Source organism: Microbacterium sp. UBA3486, assembly GCF_002377845.1.
GTDB lineage: Bacteria > Actinomycetota > Actinomycetes > Actinomycetales > Microbacteriaceae > Microbacterium > Microbacterium maritypicum_A.
This window is the reverse complement of the sequence record NZ_DFQP01000086.1, coordinates 20,580-42,274: the sequence shown is the minus strand read 5'-3', so window position 1 is coordinate 42,274 and position 21,695 is coordinate 20,580. Positions and strand designations below refer to the sequence as shown.

At 67.7% G+C, this 21,695-nt stretch carries 22 protein-coding genes; 10 read left to right on the top strand and 12 right to left on the bottom strand.

The window, feature by feature from the left end:
- Nucleotides 1-155 precede the first annotated feature (155 nt).
- The 5 genes from B2869_RS13440 to B2869_RS13420 are packed head-to-tail and all read right to left on the bottom strand — an operon-like array spanning nucleotide 156 to nucleotide 4,882.
- Nucleotides 156-908 carry an ABC transporter ATP-binding protein gene (locus B2869_RS13440; RefSeq protein WP_029259912.1) on the bottom strand — a complete coding sequence of 251 codons (753 nt, stop codon included), beginning with the start codon at nucleotides 906-908 and terminating at the stop codon, nucleotides 156-158.
- Nucleotides 898-1,659 carry an ABC transporter ATP-binding protein gene (locus B2869_RS13435; protein ID WP_029267597.1) on the bottom strand — a complete coding sequence of 254 codons (762 nt, stop codon included), beginning with the start codon at nucleotides 1,657-1,659 and terminating at the stop codon, nucleotides 898-900. Before B2869_RS13435 ends, B2869_RS13440 begins: the two co-directional genes overlap by 11 nt.
- Nucleotides 1,656-2,771 (bottom strand): branched-chain amino acid ABC transporter permease, encoded by a 1,116-nt coding sequence (locus B2869_RS13430; protein ID WP_292767512.1) that lies wholly within the window; start codon nucleotides 2,769-2,771, stop codon nucleotides 1,656-1,658. Before B2869_RS13430 ends, B2869_RS13435 begins: the two co-directional genes overlap by 4 nt.
- On the bottom strand, nucleotides 2,755-3,639 hold the full coding sequence (locus tag B2869_RS13425) for a branched-chain amino acid ABC transporter permease (protein ID WP_292767509.1): 885 nt from the start codon (nucleotides 3,637-3,639) through the stop codon (nucleotides 2,755-2,757). The genes B2869_RS13430 and B2869_RS13425 overlap by 17 nt, the downstream gene beginning before the upstream one ends.
- A 7-nt stretch (nucleotides 3,640-3,646) precedes the next feature.
- Nucleotides 3,647-4,882, bottom strand: coding sequence for an amino acid ABC transporter substrate-binding protein (locus B2869_RS13420; protein ID WP_292767506.1), 1,236 nt, complete (start codon nucleotides 4,880-4,882; stop codon nucleotides 3,647-3,649).
- A 126-nt stretch (nucleotides 4,883-5,008) separates the two neighbouring features.
- Between B2869_RS13420 and B2869_RS13415 the strand changes: the two genes are divergently transcribed.
- Complete coding sequence (locus B2869_RS13415; RefSeq protein WP_292767503.1) at nucleotides 5,009-6,022, top strand: LacI family DNA-binding transcriptional regulator; 1,014 nt, start codon at nucleotides 5,009-5,011, stop codon at nucleotides 6,020-6,022.
- A gap of 102 nt (nucleotides 6,023-6,124) precedes the next feature.
- Here the strand turns inward: B2869_RS13415 and B2869_RS13410 are convergent, their stop codons facing one another.
- Together B2869_RS13410 and B2869_RS13405 are read right to left on the bottom strand one after the other, a co-directional pair.
- On the bottom strand, nucleotides 6,125-7,624 hold the full coding sequence (locus tag B2869_RS13410) for an arylsulfatase (protein WP_021201276.1): 1,500 nt from the start codon (nucleotides 7,622-7,624) through the stop codon (nucleotides 6,125-6,127).
- Between the two features lie 85 nt (nucleotides 7,625-7,709).
- Nucleotides 7,710-8,603, bottom strand: coding sequence for a formylglycine-generating enzyme family protein (locus B2869_RS13405; RefSeq protein ID WP_292767617.1), 894 nt, complete (start codon nucleotides 8,601-8,603; stop codon nucleotides 7,710-7,712).
- Nucleotides 8,604-8,680: 77 nt separating this feature from the next.
- On the opposite strand from B2869_RS13405, the gene B2869_RS13400 reads away from it, so the two are divergent.
- Together B2869_RS13400 and B2869_RS13395 are read left to right on the top strand one after the other, a co-directional pair.
- Nucleotides 8,681-8,992, top strand: coding sequence for an NIPSNAP family protein (locus B2869_RS13400; RefSeq protein ID WP_292767500.1), 312 nt, complete (start codon nucleotides 8,681-8,683; stop codon nucleotides 8,990-8,992).
- A 2-nt stretch (nucleotides 8,993-8,994) separates the two neighbouring features.
- On the top strand, nucleotides 8,995-10,011 hold the full coding sequence (locus B2869_RS13395; protein ID WP_292767497.1) for a GNAT family N-acetyltransferase: 1,017 nt from the start codon (nucleotides 8,995-8,997) through the stop codon (nucleotides 10,009-10,011).
- Nucleotides 10,012-10,144: 133 nt separating this feature from the next.
- Here the strand turns inward: B2869_RS13395 and B2869_RS13390 are convergent, their stop codons facing one another.
- Nucleotides 10,145-10,972, bottom strand: coding sequence for an SDR family NAD(P)-dependent oxidoreductase (locus B2869_RS13390; protein ID WP_021201280.1), 828 nt, complete (start codon nucleotides 10,970-10,972; stop codon nucleotides 10,145-10,147).
- Between the two features lie 97 nt (nucleotides 10,973-11,069).
- Here B2869_RS13390 and B2869_RS13385 point away from each other — a divergent pair, with 97 nt between their 5' ends.
- The 4 genes from B2869_RS13385 to B2869_RS13370 all read left to right on the top strand — a co-directional run bounded on the left by B2869_RS13385 (nucleotide 11,070) and on the right by B2869_RS13370 (nucleotide 17,395).
- Nucleotides 11,070-11,624 carry a hypothetical protein gene (locus B2869_RS13385; RefSeq protein ID WP_292767492.1) on the top strand — a complete coding sequence of 185 codons (555 nt, stop codon included), beginning with the start codon at nucleotides 11,070-11,072 and terminating at the stop codon, nucleotides 11,622-11,624.
- 62 nt (nucleotides 11,625-11,686) lie between these two features.
- The gene (locus B2869_RS13380) at nucleotides 11,687-14,566 is read left to right on the top strand and encodes a YhgE/Pip family protein (RefSeq protein WP_292767489.1); all 2,880 of its coding nucleotides are present in this window, start codon (nucleotides 11,687-11,689) and stop codon (nucleotides 14,564-14,566) included.
- The gene (locus tag B2869_RS13375) at nucleotides 14,563-16,743 is read left to right on the top strand and encodes a YhgE/Pip domain-containing protein (RefSeq protein WP_292767486.1); all 2,181 of its coding nucleotides are present in this window, start codon (nucleotides 14,563-14,565) and stop codon (nucleotides 16,741-16,743) included. Before B2869_RS13380 ends, B2869_RS13375 begins: the two co-directional genes overlap by 4 nt.
- 34 nt (nucleotides 16,744-16,777) lie before the next feature.
- Nucleotides 16,778-17,395 (top strand): TetR/AcrR family transcriptional regulator, encoded by a 618-nt coding sequence (locus tag B2869_RS13370; protein WP_292767483.1) that lies wholly within the window; start codon nucleotides 16,778-16,780, stop codon nucleotides 17,393-17,395.
- Between the two features lie 120 nt (nucleotides 17,396-17,515).
- Here B2869_RS13370 and B2869_RS13365 read toward each other — a convergent pair whose 3' ends face one another.
- From B2869_RS13365 to B2869_RS13355, 3 genes are all read right to left on the bottom strand, one after another.
- Nucleotides 17,516-18,004 (bottom strand): BLUF domain-containing protein, encoded by a 489-nt coding sequence (locus B2869_RS13365; protein WP_292767614.1) that lies wholly within the window; start codon nucleotides 18,002-18,004, stop codon nucleotides 17,516-17,518.
- A 32-nt stretch (nucleotides 18,005-18,036) separates the two neighbouring features.
- A complete protein-coding gene (locus tag B2869_RS13360) occupies nucleotides 18,037-18,291 on the bottom strand; it encodes a hypothetical protein (RefSeq protein WP_021201285.1) in 255 nt (84 codons plus the stop codon).
- Between the two features lie 63 nt (nucleotides 18,292-18,354).
- Complete coding sequence (locus B2869_RS13355) at nucleotides 18,355-18,705, bottom strand: hypothetical protein (protein ID WP_292767480.1); 351 nt, start codon at nucleotides 18,703-18,705, stop codon at nucleotides 18,355-18,357.
- Nucleotides 18,706-18,843: 138 nt separating this feature from the next.
- Here B2869_RS13355 and B2869_RS13350 point away from each other — a divergent pair, with 138 nt between their 5' ends.
- The 3 genes from B2869_RS13350 (at nucleotide 18,844) to B2869_RS13340 (ending at nucleotide 21,169) form a co-directional block, all read left to right on the top strand.
- Nucleotides 18,844-20,244, top strand: coding sequence for a threonine/serine ThrE exporter family protein (locus B2869_RS13350; protein WP_029259899.1), 1,401 nt, complete (start codon nucleotides 18,844-18,846; stop codon nucleotides 20,242-20,244).
- A 291-nt stretch (nucleotides 20,245-20,535) separates the two neighbouring features.
- The gene (locus B2869_RS13345; protein ID WP_240750580.1) at nucleotides 20,536-20,811 is read left to right on the top strand and encodes a hypothetical protein; all 276 of its coding nucleotides are present in this window, start codon (nucleotides 20,536-20,538) and stop codon (nucleotides 20,809-20,811) included.
- 127 nt (nucleotides 20,812-20,938) lie between these two features.
- Nucleotides 20,939-21,169, top strand: a complete 231-nt coding sequence (locus B2869_RS13340) for a hypothetical protein (RefSeq protein WP_021201289.1) — start codon at nucleotides 20,939-20,941, stop codon at nucleotides 21,167-21,169.
- Between the two features lie 141 nt (nucleotides 21,170-21,310).
- On the opposite strand, the gene B2869_RS13335 is transcribed toward B2869_RS13340, so the two are convergent.
- Nucleotides 21,311-21,607 carry a hypothetical protein gene (locus B2869_RS13335; RefSeq protein WP_021201290.1) on the bottom strand — a complete coding sequence of 99 codons (297 nt, stop codon included), beginning with the start codon at nucleotides 21,605-21,607 and terminating at the stop codon, nucleotides 21,311-21,313.
- Nucleotides 21,608-21,695: the final 88 nt, after the last annotated feature.

Here is a 21,695-nt window from a genome sequence, read left to right as displayed (position 1 = left end):
TCGTGCCGATGGTCGTGCCCCTCTCCGGGCCGGCACTGCAGCGGAGAAGGCTCGAGCGGTACTGCAGTTCGGGGCATAAACGCTTTCGGAAGCGCTTTCGCCGGATGGACGGGAAAGGCGGGAGGAGGCCGTCGCTGCCTCCTCCCGCCCGGGTTTCATCCCGCGTCGGGGACGGCGGGCTTGCCGCCGAGATACAGCGCGGCGAGGGTCGGATCGGCCAGGAGCTCGGATGCCGGACCCGAGATGTGCACCCGGCCGAGGTCGAGGACGCACCCGATGTCGGCGGTCTCCAGCGCGCGCCGGGCGTTCTGCTCGACGAGCAGGACGGCGGTGCCCGCATCGCGCATGCGCACGATCTGCTCGAACACCTTCTCGGTGGTCTTGGGGTCGAGACCCATCGACGGCTCGTCGAGGAGCACGACCTTGGGGCTGACCATGAGCGACCGTGCGAACTCGACCTGCTTCTGCTGGCCGCCCGAGAGCAGGCCGGCGAGCTGCTTCCACCGCTCCCCCACGATGGGGAAGAGGTTCTGCACGAACTCGACGCGCTCCTGGATGACCTTCTGATCCTTGAGCGTGAAGGCGCCGAGCATCACGTTCTCACCGACCGTCATCTCGCGGAACACGCTGTGTCCCTGCAGCACGTGCGCGAGCCCGTGACGCAGCATCGACTGCGGCCCCTCCCCCGTGATGTCTCGGCCGTCGACCTCGATCGTCCCCGACCGGGGCTTGAGCATGCCGCTGGCCACCTTGAGCACGGTCGACTTGCCGGCCCCGTTGGGGCCCACGAGGCAGACCACCGACCCGGGCGGCACTTCGACGGTGAGACCGCGCAGCACGAGCGCCGCACGGCCGTAGCCCGCCTCGATGTCGCGCAGCTCGAGCAGATTCTTCGCTTCAGACTCCAAGGTAGGCCTCCAGGACTCGGGGGTCTTGCTGGATGATCGCCGGGGTCCCCTCGGCGATCTGACGCCCGCGGTCGAACACCACGACGTGGTCGCACAGGCTCATGACCATCTCCATGTTGTGCTCGACGATGATGAACGTCTTGCCCTCGTCGTTGAGCTCGCGCACCAGGGTGGCGATGCGTCCGATGAGCGCGGGGTTCACGCCTCCCGCCGGCTCGTCGAGCATGATCGTGTCGGGTTCGGCCATGAGCACCCCCGCGAGCTCCAGCAGCTTCTGCTGGCCGTAGCTGAGGTTGCGCGCCTCGGCGTGCTCGAGGTGGTCGATGCCGACGCGTCGCAGCCATCCCCGCGCCCGTTCCAACTCGTCCGGGTCGGCTGCCGATCGGAGCTGATGCCAGACGCTCGGACTGCGTACCGCGACGAGCAGGTTCTCCATCACCGTCATGCGCGGGAACACCCGGCACAGCTGGAAGCTGCGTCCGATCCCGGCGCGGGCGATGCGGTCAGGCGACTTGCGGGTGATCGCCTGCCCCCGGTAGCGCACCTCTCCCGAGTCCGGCTTGATCATGCCGGTCACGCAGTTGAAGAAGGTGGTCTTGCCCGAGCCGTTCGGCCCGATCAGGCCGTTGACCTTGCCCTCCTGGAATGTGACCGTGGCGCCGTCGACCGCTGTGACGCCGCCGAAGGACTTGGTCATCGAGACGGTGCTCAGGCTCTCCAGCGTCGTGGACTGTGCGGTGGGGGCGTTCATGACGAGGTCTCCTTCGTCGGGGCATCCGCTGTTCGGGTCTTGTTCTGTTCGAGCAGTTCGCCGGCCGTCACCTCACGGATCGACGCCGCGTGGGACTTCCGGGTGAAGAGCCCCTTCACGGCCGGGATGATGCCGTCGGGCATGAAGAGCACGACGATGCCGAGCAGGATGCCGGTGGCGATGAGGTGGAACTGGGTGTCGCCGAACTCGAGCTTGAAGTACTCGAGCGCGATGCCGACGACGACGGCCCCGAGCAGCGGGCCGAAGAGATTCCGCACCCCGCCGAGCAACGCCATCAGCACCATGTACGAGCCGATCAGGATCGAGAACTGGAAGATCGGGTCGAGATCGCCGAACCACAGCGCGTAGAGTCCGCCGCCGAGCGCGACGAACAGCGCCGAGAGCACGTAGGCGATGAGCTTGTACCGCGTGGTCGGCACCCCGAGCGCCTGTGCCTTGTCCTCGTCCTCGCGGATCGACTTGAGCGCCGTTCCGAACTTGGACCGGTCGATGATCCACCACGCCACGAGAGCTGCGGCCAGCAGCCCGGCGAACAGATAGTAGAAGATGCGGTGGTGCTCCGGCCGCAGCACGTCGAACGGACGTGGCACGTTCAGTCCCTCGGATCCGCCGGTCACGTCACGCCAGCTCTGGAACACCAGCAGCATGATCAGCACGAAGGCGATGGAGACGATCACGAACGACGCTCCGCGCACCCGGAGGGCGGCGATGCCGATCGGGATCGCGATGATCACGACGAGCACGGCGGCGAGGATCCAGGCCACGAACCCGGGAAGGTCGAGGAACTTGATCAGCAGTCCGGTGCCGTAGGCGCCGAGCCCGAAGTACGCGGCATGCCCGAGGGAGATGTAGCCCGTGAATCCGCCCATGAAGTTCCACCCCGTCGACAACACGGCGTAGTTGAGGATCACGACGCCCGCCGAGAGGATGTACGGGTTCGGGGCGATGGTCGGGAAGGAGAGCACGAGCGCGACCCCGACGATCAGGAGGACGATGCCCACCCACTTCGTGGAGGGGCGACGCACAGGGGCGGGTGGCGCGATCACGACCGTCTCGGTGGCGATCGGCTCTCTGCTAGAAACGCTGGGCAAGACGACCTCCGAAGAAACCTTGCGGACGGAACATGAGCGTGGCGAAGAGCGCGACGTAGAACACCGTCTGCGCCCACGTCGGCCCCAGCGGAAGCTGGAGCAGGCTCTGCGCGACTCCGAGGATGAGAGCCGCGATGGCGGCACCGGGGATGCTGCCGAGTCCGCCCACGACGATGATCGCCATGAGCGGTCCGATCCAGTGCCAGTGCAGGGAGGGGTAGATCGTGGCGTCGAGCGAGAGCGCGGTGCCGCCGATCGCCGCGGTGGCGAGCCCGAGTCCGAATCCGTACCCGGCGACTCGATCGGTGTTGATGCCGACGAGCCGCGCAGCCTCGGGATGCTGGATCGTCGCCCGCAGCGCCTGACCGAACTTCGTGTACTTGAGCAGCACGAACAGGAGCGCGAGGGCCACGGCCGCGAGGCCGAACGCGATGAGCTTGACCACCGGCACCTGTGCGCCGAAGAAGTCGAGGCTCGCGCTGGCGTACGGCAGCGGGATGCGGCGCTGGGTCCCCGTGAAGAAGAACCCGAGAGCTCCCTCGATGATCAGCGCGACGGCGAAGGTGAGCAGCACCGACATCATGGTCAGGGTCAACGGCTTGAGTCGCGAGACGAGCAGCCGCTGCATCACGACACCGGTCACGAAGAACAGGGGCACGGTGACGATGAGCGAGACGAGCGGATCGATGCCCGTCTCCCGGTTGAACCACCACGCGAGGTAAGCGGCCAGGATGAGGAAGGCCGAGTGCGCGATCATGACGACGCGCATGATCCCGAAGTACAGCGTGAGCCCGGCCGCCAGGAGGGCGTAGAGCCCTCCCAGCAGGACGCCGAGGATCAGGCTTTGCAGCAGCAGTGCTCCACTCACGGGTGGATCACCACGTCGGCTTCGGGAAGAGGAAGTCGGCTTCCTTGACGTCCTCGGGGAGGACGATCAGGATCTCGCCGTCGATCCACTGCTGGATGAGGTGGGCGCCGGTGGGCTTGCCGGTCTCATCCCAGCTGAGCGGACCGACGACGGTCTCGACCTCGTTGTCGCGCAGCCAGTCGATGAGCTCCTGCTGGCACTCGCCCTGCTCGGCACAGCCGACGGCTTCCACCGCAGCGGCGACGACCTGACCGGTCGTGTAGGCGTTGGCCTCGTCCTCCGACGGCGGATTGCCGTGCATCTCGGTGTACTTCTCGACGAACTCGATGTTGCTGGGGAACTGCGACTTCGGCGAGTACCCGGTGGGGGCGAGGATGCCCTCGGTCGCACCGCCGATGGCGGCGGCGAACTCGGGGTTGGTCGGAGCGGTGGAGAATGCGGCGAGCTCCGGCTGATAGTTGAGCTGCTGCAGCGCGATGATCAGGTTGACGGCGTCCTGATACTGCGTGCCGCCGATCACGATGTCGGCGTTCGACTGCGCGATCTTCGCCGCGATGGTGGAGAAGTCGGTGGTGTTCGGCGGGTACACCTCGTTCACGAGGATCTCGACGCCGGCATCCTCGAGCTTGTCCCTGAGGCCGTAGGCCGTGCCCTGCGCGAACGGGTCGTCCATCGAGGCGACGGCTGCCGTCTCCGGGCGTTCGCCCTCCGGGAGCGCGAGCAGGTAGTCGGCGAGGTTGTTGTAGTGGTCGTTCGCGATGGCGGGAGCGGCGTAGAAGAGGTTGTCGAAGCCCTGATCGAAGACTTCCTCCGCGGCACCGGCCGGCTCGACGAAGAGCATCCCGTACTCCTGCGCGACGCGGGCGGAGGGAACGACGAGACGCGTGGAGAACGGACCGAAGACGAGGTCGACCCCGTCCTGCGCGATCAACGATTCGTAGTCGGAGACGACCCGGTCGGCGTTGGACTGGTCGTCGAGGATCTTCAGTTCGACCTGTCGGCCCAGGAGGCCGCCGTTCTCATTGACGATGTCGCGCCAGGCTTCGTAACCGCGCTCGACGCCTTTGCCCGGCTCCGAGAAGTCTCCCGTGAGCGGCAGCGAGATGCCGATGACGATCGGATCGTCGGAGCCACCCCCCTCGGTTTGATCGCCGGTCGCCGAGCAGGCCGAAACCGTGAGCGCGGCGATCGACAGCGTTCCGATCGCTGCAGCGATCCGTCGACCGTATCTGGGTGCAGTCATCCGAGTCTCCTACGTCATCGTAGCGAAAGCGCTTTCGTAAGCGCTTCCGCCACTATAGTGGGACCGAAGAACGAAGAGCAACCTTCCGCGCAATCAGCGTTGATCTTGCTCCATGGGGGAGGTTTCGTGAAGCGTGAAGGGGCGCCACGACTCATCGATGTGGCCGAAGCCGCCGGGGTCTCGCTCGCGAGCGCGTCACGAGCCATGACCGGCGGCTCCGGAATCTCTCCGGAGGTGGCCGCGCATGTACGCGGGATCGCGACGCAGCTGGGATACGAACCCAACATGCACGCACGGGGCCTCGCCGGGGGGCTCGTACCGACGATCGGCCTCGTGGTGCACGAGATCGGCGACCCCTACTTCTCCGACATCGCGAGCGGTGTGATCCGCAGCGCGGCTCTCGAGAACCGTTCGGTGCAGATCGCCCAGGCCGACCGCACGCCCGACAGCGAGCTCGCGCAGGTGAAGTCGCTGCTGCGCCAACGCGTGGGGTCGATCATCATCGCCGGATCGGGATACGCCGATCCGGATCGCGAACAGGGGATGACCGAGGCGCTGCTGGACTTCACCCTGGCCGGCGGCCGTGTCGCGGTCATCGGTCGCCACCACCTGCCGGTCGATGCCGTACTGCCCGACAACCAGCGCGCCGGAGTCTCCGTCGGACGGCACCTCGCGGAACGGGGACACCGCCGGATCGGCGTCGTCGCCGGTCCACTCGACCTCAACACGGTCGCCGACCGTATCGCGGGCCTGCGTGAGGGCACGGACGACACCGGCGTCGAGCTGACGGTGGTGTCCAAGGCATTCACCCGCGAGGGCGGCATCGAAGGCGCCCGCGAGCTCCTCGACCGCGACGTCACCGCCATCGTCGGCCTCAACGACGCGATGGCGATCGGCATCCTCAGCGAGCTGCGGCAGCACGGCATCCGGGTACCCGACGAGATGTCGGTCGTGGGCTTCGACGACATCGCCGTCGCCGCGGACGTGGCCCCCGCCCTCACCACCGCGCGTATCCCGATGTTCGAGATGGGCCAGCACGCCGTCTCCCTCATCCTCCGCCCCGCGAGCGACGAGGCACGGACGATCGAGACCGCGCACGAGCTCATCATCCGTCAGTCGTCGGGCCCGCCCCGAGACTGAGCGGGTGCGCTCCTGCGCCGGACAGCTCGTCACCGCACGGAGCCCGCCACCCTCAGAGTGACGGGCCCACGCGACCGGCTCGGGCCGACCGGCCCAGATTCGTCAGGAGTTGCCGGCCGTCGACTCCAGCTTCGCCATCACCTGGTTGATCGTGAACGACGCCGATTCCTGCCGTGCCGGGAACTCGACGAGCGTCTGCAGCATCCGCGCGACGTACGCCTGTGCCGGGACGAACAGGAAGACGTGGTCGAGCACCCAATCCCAATAGGTGTTCGATGTGATGTCGGCGCGCTCGTATGGATCGGTGCGGAGGTTGAACAGCTTCGGGAAGCGCAGCTCGATGTAGGGCTCCTGCCACACCTGCAGCGTTCCCACGGCACGCTGCTCGAGGAACACGAGCTTCCAGTTCTCGAAGCGCAGCGCCGTGAGGTCGCCGTCGTCCGAGACGTAGAAGAAGTGTCGACGTGGGCTGTGCTCGACGGCACCCGTGATGTAGTCCAGCTGGTTGTTCCCGTCCAGGTGCACCGTGAAGTCCGTGCCGTGCAGCTCGGTTCCCGCCTTCAACCGCTCGGCGATATCGGTGTCTCCGACGGCGGCCAACAGCGTGACGAACCAATCGTTGTGGCTCACGATGCCGTTGAGCGTCGTACCGGCGGGGATGTGTCCGGGCCAGCGGACCATCGCGGGCACGCGGTACGCGCCCTCCCAGTTGGAGTTCTTCTCATTGCGGAACGGGGTCATACCCGCATCCGGCCAGCTGTTCATGTGCGGGCCGTTGTCGGTGGAGTACATGACGATCGTGTTCTCGGCGAGCCCGAGCTCGTCGAGAAGGTCGAGCAGGCTCCCCACGACGTCATCGTGGTCGAGCATCGTGTCGTGATAGTTGGACTGCCAACGCCCGGCCCGCCCCTTGCTCTCCTCCTTGGTGTGGGTGCGGAAGTGCATGTGCGTCGAGTTGAACCAGACGAAGAAGGGCGTGTCATCCTCGGCCTGGGCGCGGATGAAGTCGGCGGCCGCATCGCGGAACTCCTCGTCGACGGTCTCCATGCGCTTCTTCGTCAACGGACCGGTGTCCTCGATCCGCTGGGTGCCGTCCTCGTTCGCCCACGAGTGGAGCACACCCCGCGGGCGGAACTTCTCACTGAAGCCCGGGAATTCCTCGTCGGTCGGATAGTCGGGGTGCTCCGGCTCCTCCTCGGCATTGAGGTGGTACAGGTTGCCGAAGAACTCGTCGAAGCCGTGCGCGGTCGGCAGATGCTCGTCACGGTCACCGAGGTGGTTCTTGCCGAACTGCCCGGTCGCGTAGCCGTGGTGCTTGAGCGCGTCGGCGATCGTGGGGTCTTCGGGTTGCAGACCCAGCTTCGCCCCCGGCATCCCGACCTTGGTGAGTCCGGTGCGATACGGGTTCTGGCCGGTGATGAAGGCCGCACGCCCGGCGGTGCAGCTCTGCTCGCCGTAGTAGTCGGTGAATTTCACACCCTCGTCGGCGATACGGTCGATGTTCGGCGTCCGATAGCCCATGAGGCCGTCGGAGTACGTGCTCAGGTTGCTGATGCCGATGTCATCGCCCCAGATGATGAGGATGTTGGGCTTGTCAGCCATGACGACTCCTTGCTTCGACGCGTGAGACGGGGCGATCGCCCTCGCTCGAAGCCAAGCACCTTCTCGCAGCTGCGCGCAGGGCGCCTCACTCGGAGCGGGTGAGACGGAATCCGATGTGCGACATACCGGTGTCCTCGGCCTGCGGCGAGCGCGCAGCCGGGCGGAAGCGCAGGCAGTAGTCCGGTGAGCAGAGGTGCGACCCACCCTTGAGCACGCGGCGCGGGATGTCGGGGAAACCCTCCTGCGCGCTGGCGACGGCGAGCAGGTTGGTGCGCTTGCCGGCGTCGACGGGGGTGTCGGAGAGGCGGATGTGCCGAGGGGTGTAGAAGTCGGTCGTCCACTCCCAGACGTTCGCGATCATGTCGTAGAGGCCGTAGCCGTTCGGGGGGTACGAGCCGACCGGCGCCGTGCCTCCCACGCCCTGGTTGTCGTAGGGGAAACGTCCGAGCCACGAGTTCGCCTGGGCGATGCCGCCCGGGTAGGCCTCGTCGCCCCAGGCGAAGGGGGCGCCGTCCACTCCCCCGCGTGCCGCGTACTCGTGCTCGGCTTCGGCGGGCAGCCGCATCCCCACCCAGTCGGCGTAGGCGACCGCGTCTTCGAACGCGACATGCACGACCGGATGCTGCAGGCGATCGTCGATCGTCGAGTCGGGGCCGAACGGACGACGCCAGTACGCGCCGGGCTGCCAGCGCCACCAATTGCGCCAATCGCCCAGGTTCGTCGGCCCGGAGGTCGGTGTGAACACCATCGCGCCCGGCACGAGATCGGCGGGATCGGCGCCGGGGAACGCAGCAGGATCGAGCTCGCGCTCGGCGACGGTGACGTACCCGGTGGCGTCGACGAACTCGGCGTACTGTGCGTTCGTCACCTGGTGGCGGTCGATGAAGAACGACGCGACCTCACGCCGGTGCGCCGGGCGCTCGTCGGGATAGAAGTCGTCTGACCCCATCAGGAAGGTGCCGCCCGGGATGTGGACCATATCGCGCGCGTTCGTCACGTGCTCAGCGTAGTGTCCGGGCTCTGCGACATCCGGACCGATCTGGAAAGATCATCCGCATGATCACCGTTCATCTGCGTTACGAGATCGACCCCGACAAGCTGGATGACTTCACCGAGTACGGGCGCACCTGGATCCGGCTCGTGGAGAAGCACGGCGGCACCCACCACGGCTACTTCCTGCCGAGCGAAGGCGACAGCGACGAGGCCTTCGCCCTGTTCACCTTCCCTTCCCTCACGGAGTACGAGGTCTACCGGACGGCCTCGAAGACCGACCCGGAGTGCGTCGAGGCGTTCGACTTCGCGCGCAGGACGCGGTGCATCCGCCGCTATGAGCGCCGCTTCCTCAGTCCGGTCTTCGAGGGGGCGTAGGCATGAACCCACCGGCCGTCGACGTCTCGGCGCTCACGGACGTCGCCACGCTGTCGACCCCGCGACTTCGCCTCGAACCCCTGGGCGTCGCCCACCTCGACGGCGTGTGGGAAGGGTTGCTCGACGACGAGAGCATGCGGCTCACGGGCACGCGTCAGGTGTTCACCCGCGAGGCGGTGGTGCGACACCTCGATTCCCTCGCCGACCGCGACGATCGCACCGACTGGGCGATCATCGAGCTCGGCTCCGAGGAGTACGTCGGCGAGATCGTCCTCAACGAGCTGGAGCCGGACGATGCGTCGATGAACTTCCGCATCGCGCTGAATCCCGGCCGGCTCGGGCGCGGCTTCGGCACCGAGGCGACCCGCGCCGTTCTCGATCACGCGTTCGACCGCATCGGGCTGCACCGCGTGAGTCTCGACGTCTTCTCGTTCAACCCCCGCGCGCAGCGCTCCTACGAAAAGGCAGGGTTCCGGTACGAGGGCCGCCAACGCGACACGCTGTTCTGGGACGGCGAGTGGGTCGACTCGATCCTCATGTCGGTCTTGAGCACCGACGAGCGGCCCGCCGCTCCCGAAGCCGCTGACATCGCGGATCGCCCCGAGAGAACCGCGGTTCCGAGGCACCTGAGCGACTTCCCGTTGCACGCGTCCGTCGCCGTGTCGGACATCGACCGCGCCGTCACCTTCTATGAGGGCACTCTGCGGCTCCCCCTGGCACGGTCGGGTCCGAGCGCGCGGATCTCGGGTGGCAGTCGTGTCTATCGCTCAGGCGGCGACGAGGCATTGCACGTCTATCAGTCGACGACCGCAGGCACCTCGCAGGCGACCGTCGCGACCTGGCACGTCGACGACCTGGATCAGGTTGTCGACGAGCTCGCGGCGAACGGCCTCGATTTCCTGCGCTACGACGGACTGAGCCACGATGCTCGGGGCATCACGGCGAGGGCCGGCGGAGGTCGGATCGTGTGGTTCGCAGACCCCGATGGCAACACGTTCGCCCTGGAGAGCGACCGCTGATCGTCGCTGCTCCGACGCGGGTTCTTCGGAAGTGCCGTCGGAGCCGGGTCGGAGGTGCCGGCGCCGGGCTGCGGTCAAGACGAGGCCCGACCGGCGACCGCGCGCGATCGACGAGCGCGTGAGCGCGGAGTGCTCAGCCCGCCGCGATCCACGATCGCGTGAAGCCGAGCACGCCGCTGCCGTCGGTGTCGGCGAGGGAGACACCCACGAACCGCGTCGCACCCTCCGAGCTCTGCCAGCGGAAGCGGTATTCGTCGGAGAGGACCGCTGCCGCGATCGCCGCCCCCGCGGATTCGGCCGACTGCGCGTTCGCGAAGGCCCCGGTGCTGCGCGCGATGTACGCATCCAGGAGCGAGCCGTAGGGACCACCGCTCTCCGGCCGGATCGCGTTCTCGACGAAGGCGCTGGCGACCGCGGCTGGCTCGATCACGCTGATCCCGACACCGAAGCGCTCGGCGACCACCGCGAGCGACTGCATGAAGCCCTCCACGGCGAACTTCGCCCCGCAGTAGGCATCGGCGAACGGCTGGCCGACTGCTCCGCCGACACTCGTCACCGTGAGGATGCGACCGTTGCCACGCTCGCGCATCCCCGGCAGCACGAGCTTGGCGAGGTTGACCGGCGCCAGGTAGTTGATGTCGAGCTGCGCCTGGATCTGCTCCATCGTCAGCTGCTCGGCGGTCGCCACGTTCCCCTGTCCGGCGTTGTTCACCAGGACGCGGATGCCGCCGAGCTCCGCCTCGATCTCGGCCACCAGCCGGGCCGCGGCCGCATGATCCACGACGTCGAGGGCGCGCACGTCGACCTCGACGCCCGCCTCGGCCGCAGCGTCCCGCAACGCCCCGGCCTTCCCGGTGTCGCGCATGGTCGCGACCACGTGCAGGCCTCGTCGTGCCAGTTCGACGGCGGCGTGGAGCCCCATTCCGGACGAGGTGCCGGTGATCAGTGCGATGTCGTTCATCAGGCGACTCTACGACCCGCCGTCCGGAATCCCCCGACGGCCTCGGGCTAGGATCCCAGAAGCCGCGACGACGACGATCACGACCACGGAGGCATCGATGCCCATGACACCCGGACTGCGCGCCGGCGCGCTGGTGCTCCTCGGAGCCCTGGCCTGCGCCGGGTGCTCGGCGACGCTCCCGAGCCCGCCTCAGGCGGTGGGCGACGGCTTCCCCGGCACCTGCCTGCCCTCGGAGGTCTCGTGGCCCTCCGACTTCCTCGAATCGCTGCCGGGAGAGACCGAGGCGATCGGCGGCACCATCGTGGGTCTGCGCCTGGAGTGGGTCGATTCCGACTTCGCGTGGCGGCTGCGCAGCGCCGACACCCGCCTCGACATGTTCGGGGAGCGGGTCGAGGATCCGAGCTTCGGCAGGGAGTCACTGGTCGACGTCGGCACGCTGGAGGTCATCGCGACGGGAGAGACCGAGCTCACCGAGGCCGAGCAGCAGATGAACGGCAGCAGCGCCTACAGCGTGGCGCAGCTCTCGGGCGAGGAGTACCCGAGCCCGCTCATCGTCGAGATGGCACGGGTGATGAAAGACGGCTCGCCCATGTGGCAGCTGACGATGTGCGATACCGCCACCAACGAGCTGACGGTCACGACCCTGGACTGACGCATGCATCCGCTTCCAGCTAACTTGCACGTTGATGTGCACGTAATGTGTAAACTCGTCCTGTGAAACAGAGCTGGCGGGTCTACAAGCGCGACGTCAAGAGACTCTCCCGCGTCCCCAAAGCGTGGATCATCATCATCGGGGTGCTCATCACCCCTGCCCTGTACGCGTGGTTCAACATCAACGCGTTCTGGGACCCCTACGCCCACACCGCGAACATCCGCGTGGCGGTCGTCGACCTCGACGAGGGCGCCACCTCCGACCTCACCGGCCACATCGACATCGGCGAGCAGGTGACAGAGCAGCTCGAGGACAACGACCAGCTCGGCTGGACCTTCATGGGCGAAGACGAGGCCCAGGAGGCCGTGAAGAAGGGCGACGTCTACGCGGCCATCGTCATCCCCGCCGCATTCAGCGAAGACCTGCTCAGCATCACCAGCGGCGACTTCACGCAACCGTCGCTGCAGTACTACGTCAACGAGAAGGCCGGGGCGATCGCGCCGAAGATCACCGACGTCGGCGCCTCCGAACTCGACAAGCAGGTCACGAGCGCGTTCAAGGAGCAGGTGGCACTCGCGGCGACGAACGCGCTGAAGGACGTCGGCGACTCCACCGAGCTGCGGCTGCTGAACGCCAGGGACAACACCCTCGATGCGTTCGACCAGGCGACGCAGACACTCGCCTCGGCCCGCGAGAACCTCGCCGAGACCCAGGACGGGCTCGCCTCCTCGCGCGGCACGCTCTCGTCCGCACGGAACACGCTCGGCGACGTCGACAAGACGCTCGGCGATGTGCAGAAGTCGCTCGCCCAGACGCAGTCGATCATCGCGGAGACGCAGAAGGAGGTGATCGCGTTCAGCGACAGTGCCACCACCGCGTTCCTGCGGGGCACGACGCTGCTCGCCGACGTCTCATCGAAGGCGAACGTCTCGATCACCCGTCTCACCCAGAGCCTCGAGCAGGCGGGGGTGCGCATCGACGCCGGGATCGACGACGTCTCGAACGTGCTGAAGGCGAACGAAGCGGCAGTCGCCCGGCTGCAGGCGCTCCTGGACGACACCGACCTCAGCGAGGACACGAAGCAGCGCCTGACCGAGGTCATCGCCTCGCTGCAGCAGCGCAACGCCACCGACCAGCAGCTGCTCGCCGACCTCAAGGACCTCAAGACCGCCGCCTCCGACACGGTGCGCTCCGTTCAGGCGACAGCCGACGCGGTCGACCAGGCGATGCAGGACACCCGCGACGCCTCATCAGCGATGCGCGACATCCTCACCCGCACCGTCCCCTCACTGAACAGCGCCATGTCGCAGCTGTCGGCGAGCGTCGGGTCGTTCTCAGACGCGCTGGACGCGCAGAAGGGCGTCCTCGCACAGGCCGATCAGCTGCTGGCAGGGTTGGACTCGCAACTCGTCGCCACCTCGTCGGCGCTGGAGAGCTTCGACAACGACCTCGCGGGCATCGAGCAGGGTCTGCAGACGTCGCGCACCGACGTCGTCGCGCTCAACGCTGCATCCGAATGGGGCCTGCTCGGCACCCTGACCGATCTGGAACCCGAGCAGATCGCCCAGTTCATCTCCTCTCCGGTCGAGGTCGACGAGCACCTGGTGTTCCCGGTCGACACCTACGGGTCGGCGATGGCCGCGCTCTTCACGAACCTCTCGCTGTGGATCGGCTCCTTCGTGCTGATGGTGATCTTCCGCGTCGAGGTCGACACGGAGGGCGTCGAGGGCGTCACGGTGCGCGAGGCCTACTTCGGCCGCTTCTTCCTCTTCGCGACGCTCGCCGTGGGCCAGGCGCTGATCGTGTGCATCGGAAACCTCATCATCGGCGTGCAGACCGCGAGCGCCGCCGCGTTCGTCGGCACCGGTGTGCTCATCGCCCTCGCGTACGTGAGCATCATCTACGCCCTCTGCGTCGCGTTCGGGCACGTCGGCCGCGGTCTGTGCATCCTGCTGGTGATCATGCAGATCCCTGGCGCGTCCGGCCTGTACCCGATCGAGCTGATGCCCGGATTCTTCCGTGCGATCTATCCCCTCCTCCCCTTCTCCTACGGCATCGACGCGATGCGGGAGACGATCGGGGGCTTCTACGACGGCCACTACTGGCGCTTCCTCGGCGCCCTCGCCGTGTTCGTCGCCCTCGCCTTCCTCCTCGGACTCGTCCTGCGTCGCCGCCTCGCGAACTTCACCCTGCTCTTCAACCGGCAGGTGCTCTCGACCGACCTCCTCATCGGCGAGAAGGTGCAGGTCGTCGGCAGCGGATACCGGCTCACCGACGTCATCCGGGCGCTGTCGAACCGCGCCGAGTACCGCGACGACCTCGCTCGGCGGGCCGAGCCGTTCACACGCCGCTACCCGACGCTGCTGAAGACGACAGTGCTCACGGGGGTCGCGGGGCTCGTCGTTCTCGGCGTCCTCACCTGGGCGCTCCCCGGATCGAAAGCGCTGCTGCTGGGACTGTGGACCCTCTGGATACTGCTCGTGATCGGGTTCCTCGTGGCCATCGAGTACATCAAGCACAGCTTCGAGCACGGCGCAGAGGTCGCTGCTCTCGACGACGCCGAACTGCGCCAGCTCGCTCTCGCCGGCCCCGCCGGCCCTGCAGCGGTTCTGCCACCCACGGCAGAGGAACCGCTCGACACGGCCCGGTACGCACCGGTCGCCCCGGTCGCCCCGCTCGCACCCGCTGAGGCGGATGACCGGGACACCTCCGAGGCGCCGATCGCCGGCGCCGAGGCCGACGCACTGCTCACGGAGTGGTTCGATCCGGAAGCACAGTCGGAGACGACCGGCGACACGGAAGCGGAACCGGAGGCCGATCCCGCGGCTTCCGAGCCGACGGAGGAAGCGACCGCCACCGAGGCGGCAGACGACCCGCTCCCCCCGGAGGAAGAGGCACCCACCGCAGACGACGAGCCCGCAGAAGGGGAGGACCGCGCGTGAAGGACATCCTGCACCTGACGGCCCGCGACATGCGTCACGCGACCCAGAACGTGATGGCGTGCATCGTCCTGTTCGGCCTGGTCGTCATCCCCTCCCTGTTCACCTGGTTCAACGTCATCGCCAGCTGGGACCCGTTCGCGAACACCAAGGACCTGAAGATCGCCGTCGCCAGCACCGACGCCGGGTACGAGAGCGACCTGGTCCCGATCCGGGTGAACGTCGGCGAGCAGGTCCTCTCCCAGCTCCGCGGGAACGAGCAGCTCGACTGGGTGATCACCGATGAGCACGACGCGATCGATGGGACCAAGTCGGGCGAGTACTACGCCGCCATCGTGCTGCCCGAGACGTTCAGCGCCGACATGCTGACGTTCTACGCCGACGGCGGCGACCGCACGCACATCGCGCTCTACACGAACGAGAAGAAGAACGCCCTGGCGCCGAAGATCACCGGCCAGGGCGCGGAGGGGGTGTCGTCCGCGATCAGCGACACGTTCGCCGAGACACTCGGCGACGTGGCGCTCGGCCTCGTCTCGTCGATGTCGGACTACCTCACCGATGAAGACACGCAGGCGACGCTCACGCGCATCGAGACTCGACTGGGAAGCGTGGGCGCTCAGCTGCGCTCGGGCGCGCGCACGGCCGACACGTTCACGGCCCTGCTCGAGACGAGCCGACCGCTGCTGGACAGCGCGTCGGCCCTGGTCGACGAGGCCGGCGACGCGTTCTCGGACACCTCGGGCGCTCTCGGCAGCGGAGTGGATGCGGCGAGCACGCTGAAATCGACCCTGCAGACGGCGGCGCAGTCGCTGGCGGACGCCCTCGCGGCCACATCGAACAGCTACGACGCGGTGGGCCAGCGCATCGACGAGCTCTACGCAGGTGCCGCCTCGCTCAGCGGCAGCCAGGTGCAGGCGATCACCACGCTCGCGGAGCGCGTGCAGCAGCAGATCGATCAGTATGCCGCGGTGAAGAACACGCTGGTGACGCAGGTCGGACCGAACCTTCCCGAATCCGCCCAGCCCGACTTCGACGCCGTGATCAGCCGACTCGACGAGGCGATCGCGCGGCAGCAGGCGCTGCAGCAGCGCCTGCAGACTGCGGCGACCGAGATCGCGGCCGGCAACGACTCGGCACAGAGTTCGCACCAGGAGATCACGGCGGCGATCGCCGAGGCCAAGAAGGCGATCGCCGACGCCCGGAGCACCTACGACGACGGGCTGAAGGCGCAGCTGAACGCCTTGTCGTCCACGCTCACGCAGATCGGGTCCGACGTGTCGGCGATCCGCTCCGACCTGTCCGGCATCACCTCCGGGCTGTCCGGAGCATCCGACTCCGTGCTGTCGACGCTGTCGCGAGCGCAGGAGGCCACGACGCAGCTGTCCGCATCGTTGAACGCCCTGGCCGACAGGTTCGACACCGTGCAGCAGTCGATCGCGAAGGCCGCAGACACCGGCGATCTCAGCGCGCTGATCGGCGCCGACCCGGGTGTGCTGGCCACGTCGCTCGCCGAGCCCGTGCGCCTCGATCGCACCGCGGTCTTCCCCGTGGCCGGGTTCGGTGCGGCCATGGCCCCGCTGTACATGATCCTCGCCCTGTGGGTCGGTGCCCTTCTGATGACGGTGACGATCCGCGTCGATGTGAACGCCGAGACGCTCCCCGACCGCCCCGAACTCACGCCGACGCAGAAGTACCTCGGCCGCTACGGCATCTTCGGTCTGGTCGGTCTCGCGCAGAGCACGTTGCTGACGCTCGGCCTGATCCTCTTCGTCCAGATCGAACCCGCGCATCCGCTTCTGCTGATCCTGGCCGGGTGGGCGATCTCGACGGTGTTCACGCTCATCGTGTACACGGCGGTTGTCGCGTTCGGCAACGCGGGCAAGGCGCTCGCCGTGCTGCTGCTCGTGATCCAGATCTCGGGGTCGGGCGGCGCGTACCCCCTGCAGCTGCTTCCGGACTGGTTCCAGAGCGTCAGTCCCTTCCTCCCCGCGACCTATGCCGTGAACATGGTGAGATCGGCGATCGCCGGCGTCTACCAGGCCGACTTCTGGTGGGCGCTCGGCGCACTCGCGCTGTTCATCGTTCCGGCGCTGCTCCTCGGACTCGTGCTGCGGCGTCCGTTGATGACCTACAACCGCAAACTGGTCGAGGCGCTCGCGTCGACCAAGCTGATGTCCTGATCCCCGCGCCCCCGAAGGACCCGAAGGACCCGAAGTGACCGCACCGAACCCGCCGCGTCGACGCGACGCCCTGGCCAACCGGGAAGCCCTGCTGCGCGCGGCGCAGTCGGTGCTCGCGACCAACCCCACGGCGTCGCTCGATGTCATCGCGCAGGCGGCAGGCCTCACCCGTCGCGCCGTCTACGGCCACTTCGCCGACCGCGACAGCCTGCTCCGCGAGGTGATCGCGGTCGGTGCGCAGCGGTTCAACGCGATCGCCGAGACGACCGACGAGTCCGACCCCCGGGTGACCCTGGCACGGATGGCGACACGGCTGTGGCGGGAGGCCTCCGCCGTGCGCGCCTCGGCCAACATCGCCCTCGACGATGCGCATCTGGCCGATACAGTGCTCGCCCTGGCGCCGCTGCGTCGCCGCATCCGCGATCTGACCAGCGTCGGAGTGGACTCGGGGGCGTTCCGGGGAGATATGCCGGCCGATCTGCTCGCCTTCCTCATCGAGGAGACCGCCAGAGCAACGCTGCGCGAACTGCGGCTCACCACGGCCGACGCCGATTCGACCGTCGTCCGCGTGGTGCTGAGCATCGTGGGCCTCTCATGGACCGAGCAGGCCGAGCTCATCGCCGCGCACCCCGAGGTCTTCGCGCAGGACTGAACCCTGCGTCCGACACCGAGATCTACGACCGAGATCTGCGCGCAGTGCGGGGCTCTGGAGCAGGGCCGAGGGGACCGTTCCGAACCGTTCCCGGCCCGGCCGGCCCGGACGCGTGACCGCTCAGACGATCGCGTCGTCGTGCCGCGGCACCCCGTCCTCATCCAGGACCTCATCCAGGTCCGTCTCCACCGACGATGAGGACCGATCATCCGCGCGCACACGGAACCAGAGCGTGAGCTCGGTCAACGCTCTCACCGCTGTGCCGACATCCGATCCCGCATCCAGATCTGCGAACGAGTCCCGGTACCCGGTGGGAGCACTCGCGCGGCGCTGCAGTGGCCGATACCCCATGGTCCAGTCCGCGAACCGACGCTCGCGGATCGGTTCCTCCAGGAGCACCCGCAGATCATGGTGTCGGGAATCCCCTCGGATGCTCTCGAGCACGCGCGCCACGGTGTCCGGATTCCCTTCCAGCACCTGAATGAACCGCCCCTCCCGATGAAGGAGCATCCCGGTGATGCCCCGTCGAAGATTGAGACGTCGACACACGGTCAGCAGATGCTCGAGAGCCGTCGCGCGAAGCGGCTGAGACGCGGTGCTCGTGTACACCAAGGAGATCAACCCGGGTGCCGTGCCGCCGTTCACAGCGCCACCCCCTGCTCACCGTCGTGGACCGTCGGCGAGGGCTCCCCCGTCAGCTGCTCCACCGCGTTCGTGGCTGCTGCCAGCGTCGCGAAGTCGCCGAGCATACGGGACCGGGCGTCGAACGCGCGATACGCGCCGCCCGCCTGCCTGTCGACATATCCGAGGAAGTCGCCGCGGCGGCTCCCGACGTGGAAGCCCTCCTCGACGCACGCCCAGAGGACGTCATGATCAGGTGGGGCAGAGTGCGGCACCCCAGCAGAATATGCGTGCGGCGCGCTCACCGCGCTCCCCTTTACAGCGGCCCCGCGGGTGCGCTAAGCGCGGGTACCGTGCTCGATGTCGATGTCGACCGAGGGAATCCCGAATCCGCCGTCGTCCTCGTCGTCGCCGGGGGTCCGCTGCGGGAACAGGGGGTGCATGCGGATCTGGGCGGCGTCTTCGGAGAAGTCGGGGTCATCGCCGTCGGAGGTCTGCGGACCGACGAGCAGATCGTTGCCGACGCCGACGATCAGGTCAGCGGAATCCTTCTTCCCGTCCACCACGATGGGAAGCCGCAGAGCCGCCGACTCCCCTTCACTCGCGAGGGCGGCGGCGAGAGCGACGAGCGCCTCGGCGACGTCGTCCGTCGTGACCACCTGTTGGCCTGCGTACGATACGAGTTTCATGTCTTCGACGGTGCCATCACGCGGGGCAGGCCCCAAGGGGGTTGTGCGGACCACGTCCGACGCGCTAACCGCGAGCGAGTGCATCCACGACCGGACAGCCTGCCCCCGATCACGCGCCCGGGCGGGAGAATGGAGCATATGTCCGCGAGATCCCGCCGGCCGCTGCTCTCCTCCGTGCGCCGTCTGCTGCACACCGATCCCTCGGCCGTCGCGCACACCGAGGCGATGCCCGTCATCGACGAGCGCACGGTCCCCCGGGTGCTCGATCTCGCGACCCGCATCGGTGAATCGATGTTCGCCGTCGGCGCCTCAGCACACGAGGTCACGCTCGCGATCACCCGCGTGTGCGATGCCTACGGGATGCGGGGCGTGCAGGTCGACGTCACCTACAACTCGATCACGGTGTCGTTCCATCTGAGCGGCGAGGTCTGGCCCGAGACCCTCGTGCGCGTCGTGCGTGTCACCGCTCCCGATCACGCGAAGCTGCAGCGCGTGCAGGCACTGGTCGCCGACATCGACGGCGGCCTCGACCTCGAATCCGCGCGCACCACGTTCCGCGCCATCCGGCGGGTGCCGTTCCGCTACCAGCAGCCGGTCGTGATCGTCGCGCGCGCCCTGCTCGCCGTCGGCGTCAGCATCATGCTCGGCGCCGCCCCGATCATCGTCGGTCTCACGTTCGTCGCGGCGCTGTGCGCGGCACTGACACAGGCGGGGCTCGCGCGACTCCGGGTGCCGCTGTTCTTCAGCCAGATCGCCGGAGGATTCGTGACCACGGTCGTGGCTGTCGTGGTCTCCGCGCTCGGTACCGCCGGGATCGAACCGTTCGTCGGCATCCGCCCGTCGATCATCGTCGCCTCCGGCATCGTGCTGATGCTCGCCGGCCTGACCGTGGTCGGCGCCGCGCAGGACGCGATCGACGGCTTCGCCCTCACGGCCGGCGGACGCATCCTCGATCTCACCATGCAGACCCTCGGCGTGGTGATCGGCATCCTCGTCGGCCTGGAACTCGGCGGCGTCCTCGGCTTCACCATGGACCTCCCCGACGACCCCGCGCCGTTCGGACCGCTCGTGAACCAGTTCGCCGGAGCGATCATCATCGCGGTCGCCGTAGCCGTGTTCAACGGTGCCGGCATACGGATCATCCTCGTCAGCGCGCTGCTCAGCGCTGTCACCCTCGCCGGCTACTCGACATCGGTGGCGCTGAACCTGCACCCCGCGGCGGCGAGCGCGGTCGGTGCCCTGCTGGCGAGCTTCCTCGGGATGCTGATCGCACGCAACCTGCACGTGCCCTCGGTCGCGGTGACCACCGCCGCGATCGTGCCACTCGTCCCCGGAGTCGCGGTGTTCCAGGGGCTGCTCGAGATGGTCCACGCCGCCGGCACCTCCACGGGCATGCTGCTCGCGGGGGGATCGCTCATCGATGCGGCGGTCATCGGCATCGGCCTGGCCTCCGGTGCCTCGCTCGGCCTCTATCTCGGCACCCCGGTGCGTGCCACGCTCGCGAGCGTGGCGAAGACGCGGGCCCGCGTCCGCCGCTGATCCGCGCCCACGGTGTTACCTGCTCGTCGAGCGCACGGGGTCTCGCCGAGTGCACGGGGTGTTCGCGCCGACAGGCCGTGCACTCGCGCGCAAGCCGTGCACTCGGTGAACCGCGAGCACCGTGAGCACCGCGGGTTGAGCAATATATCGGTTCGGATTACAATTCCAGTGAATTCTGGCGGGCTGAAGAGCGCCCGTTGACCGCGCGGACGCATGCACCGCGCCGCGCGGGGTGGTGCGCTCCTCGGCAGCCGATACCGGTCCACCGATGGGAGTGTTGAGTTGTTCACAATGCCCGATCCCCGATTCGAGCTGAGGAAGATCACCGATACCGAGTGGCTGATCCTCGATCACCGCTATGCCCAGAATGACTCGCGACGCACGGTCGCGTGCATCTATGAGGTCGATGCCGCGGAGGTGGAGGTCGTCTGGCTGCGAGACCTCCCGCTCGCGAGTTCGTACATGACTGCCGCCGACGTGTGGGAAGACGTCCAGCGGTTCCATGCGCCGCGCCGCGCCGGCCGACCGATCCCGATCCCGCATCATCCGCCCCTCGCGACCGCCTGACCCGGCGATCACGCTCACGCAGGCGGGGATTCTCCGCTCGCTCGCGCACGCCTGTCAACGGGCAGACGTGCACGCCTCACAGAGGCAAGAATGGGCGATCAATCCACCTCGATGAACGGAGAACATGATGTCAGACCCGCAGGACCACACGGACGACACACCCGCAGTCGAAGCCCAAGGCATCGATCCCGACATGCCCTCGACCGACGACGGCCCCGAGACAGACGAGGACGACGACGAGAACGAGGACGAGAACGACAACCTCGGTGCGGAGAAGGGCAAGGGCACCCCGCCCACGGTGCCGCCCACGGGCGGTGGCTCCGAGGGTGTTCACGCCGAGGATGCTCGACGCGACTGACCGGAGTGGAGCGCCGTTGCATGCTCCCGCTCTAGGGACGGTGACGCGGGCTTCGGGCTCGGAGAAATGGGTGCCGGGCTCGGAGAAGTGAATGGCGGACGGCGGGGACGGGAACGATCTCCGACTGTTCGCCGATCACTTTTAGCCGAGCTGATCGAGGACGAGTTCTCCGCGGGCGTTGAGGTTCTCCATCATCCGCTCGATGCGCTTGGTGTCGATCTCGGGCATCTTGGAGCCGTCGAAAGCGAGCGCCAGCGGAATCGCGGGGTGCATCCAGATGGTGAGCCGACCGGCAGGGTTCTTCTCCTCCGGCAGCCACGTCATCATGAAGCTCTCGTGTCGACGGAGCTTCGTGCCGATCACGATCTTCAGGTGCGCCAACGTCGCATCGTCGATCACGATCGGAGGGCGTGAACTGTTGTACTCGAGAGTTCCCATGCTCCGAGAATACGCGCCTCTGCGCGTCTCCTCTCCTGACGGTCTCGGGTATCGATCTGAGGTCGAAGTGCACCGTCCCGTGCCAGGG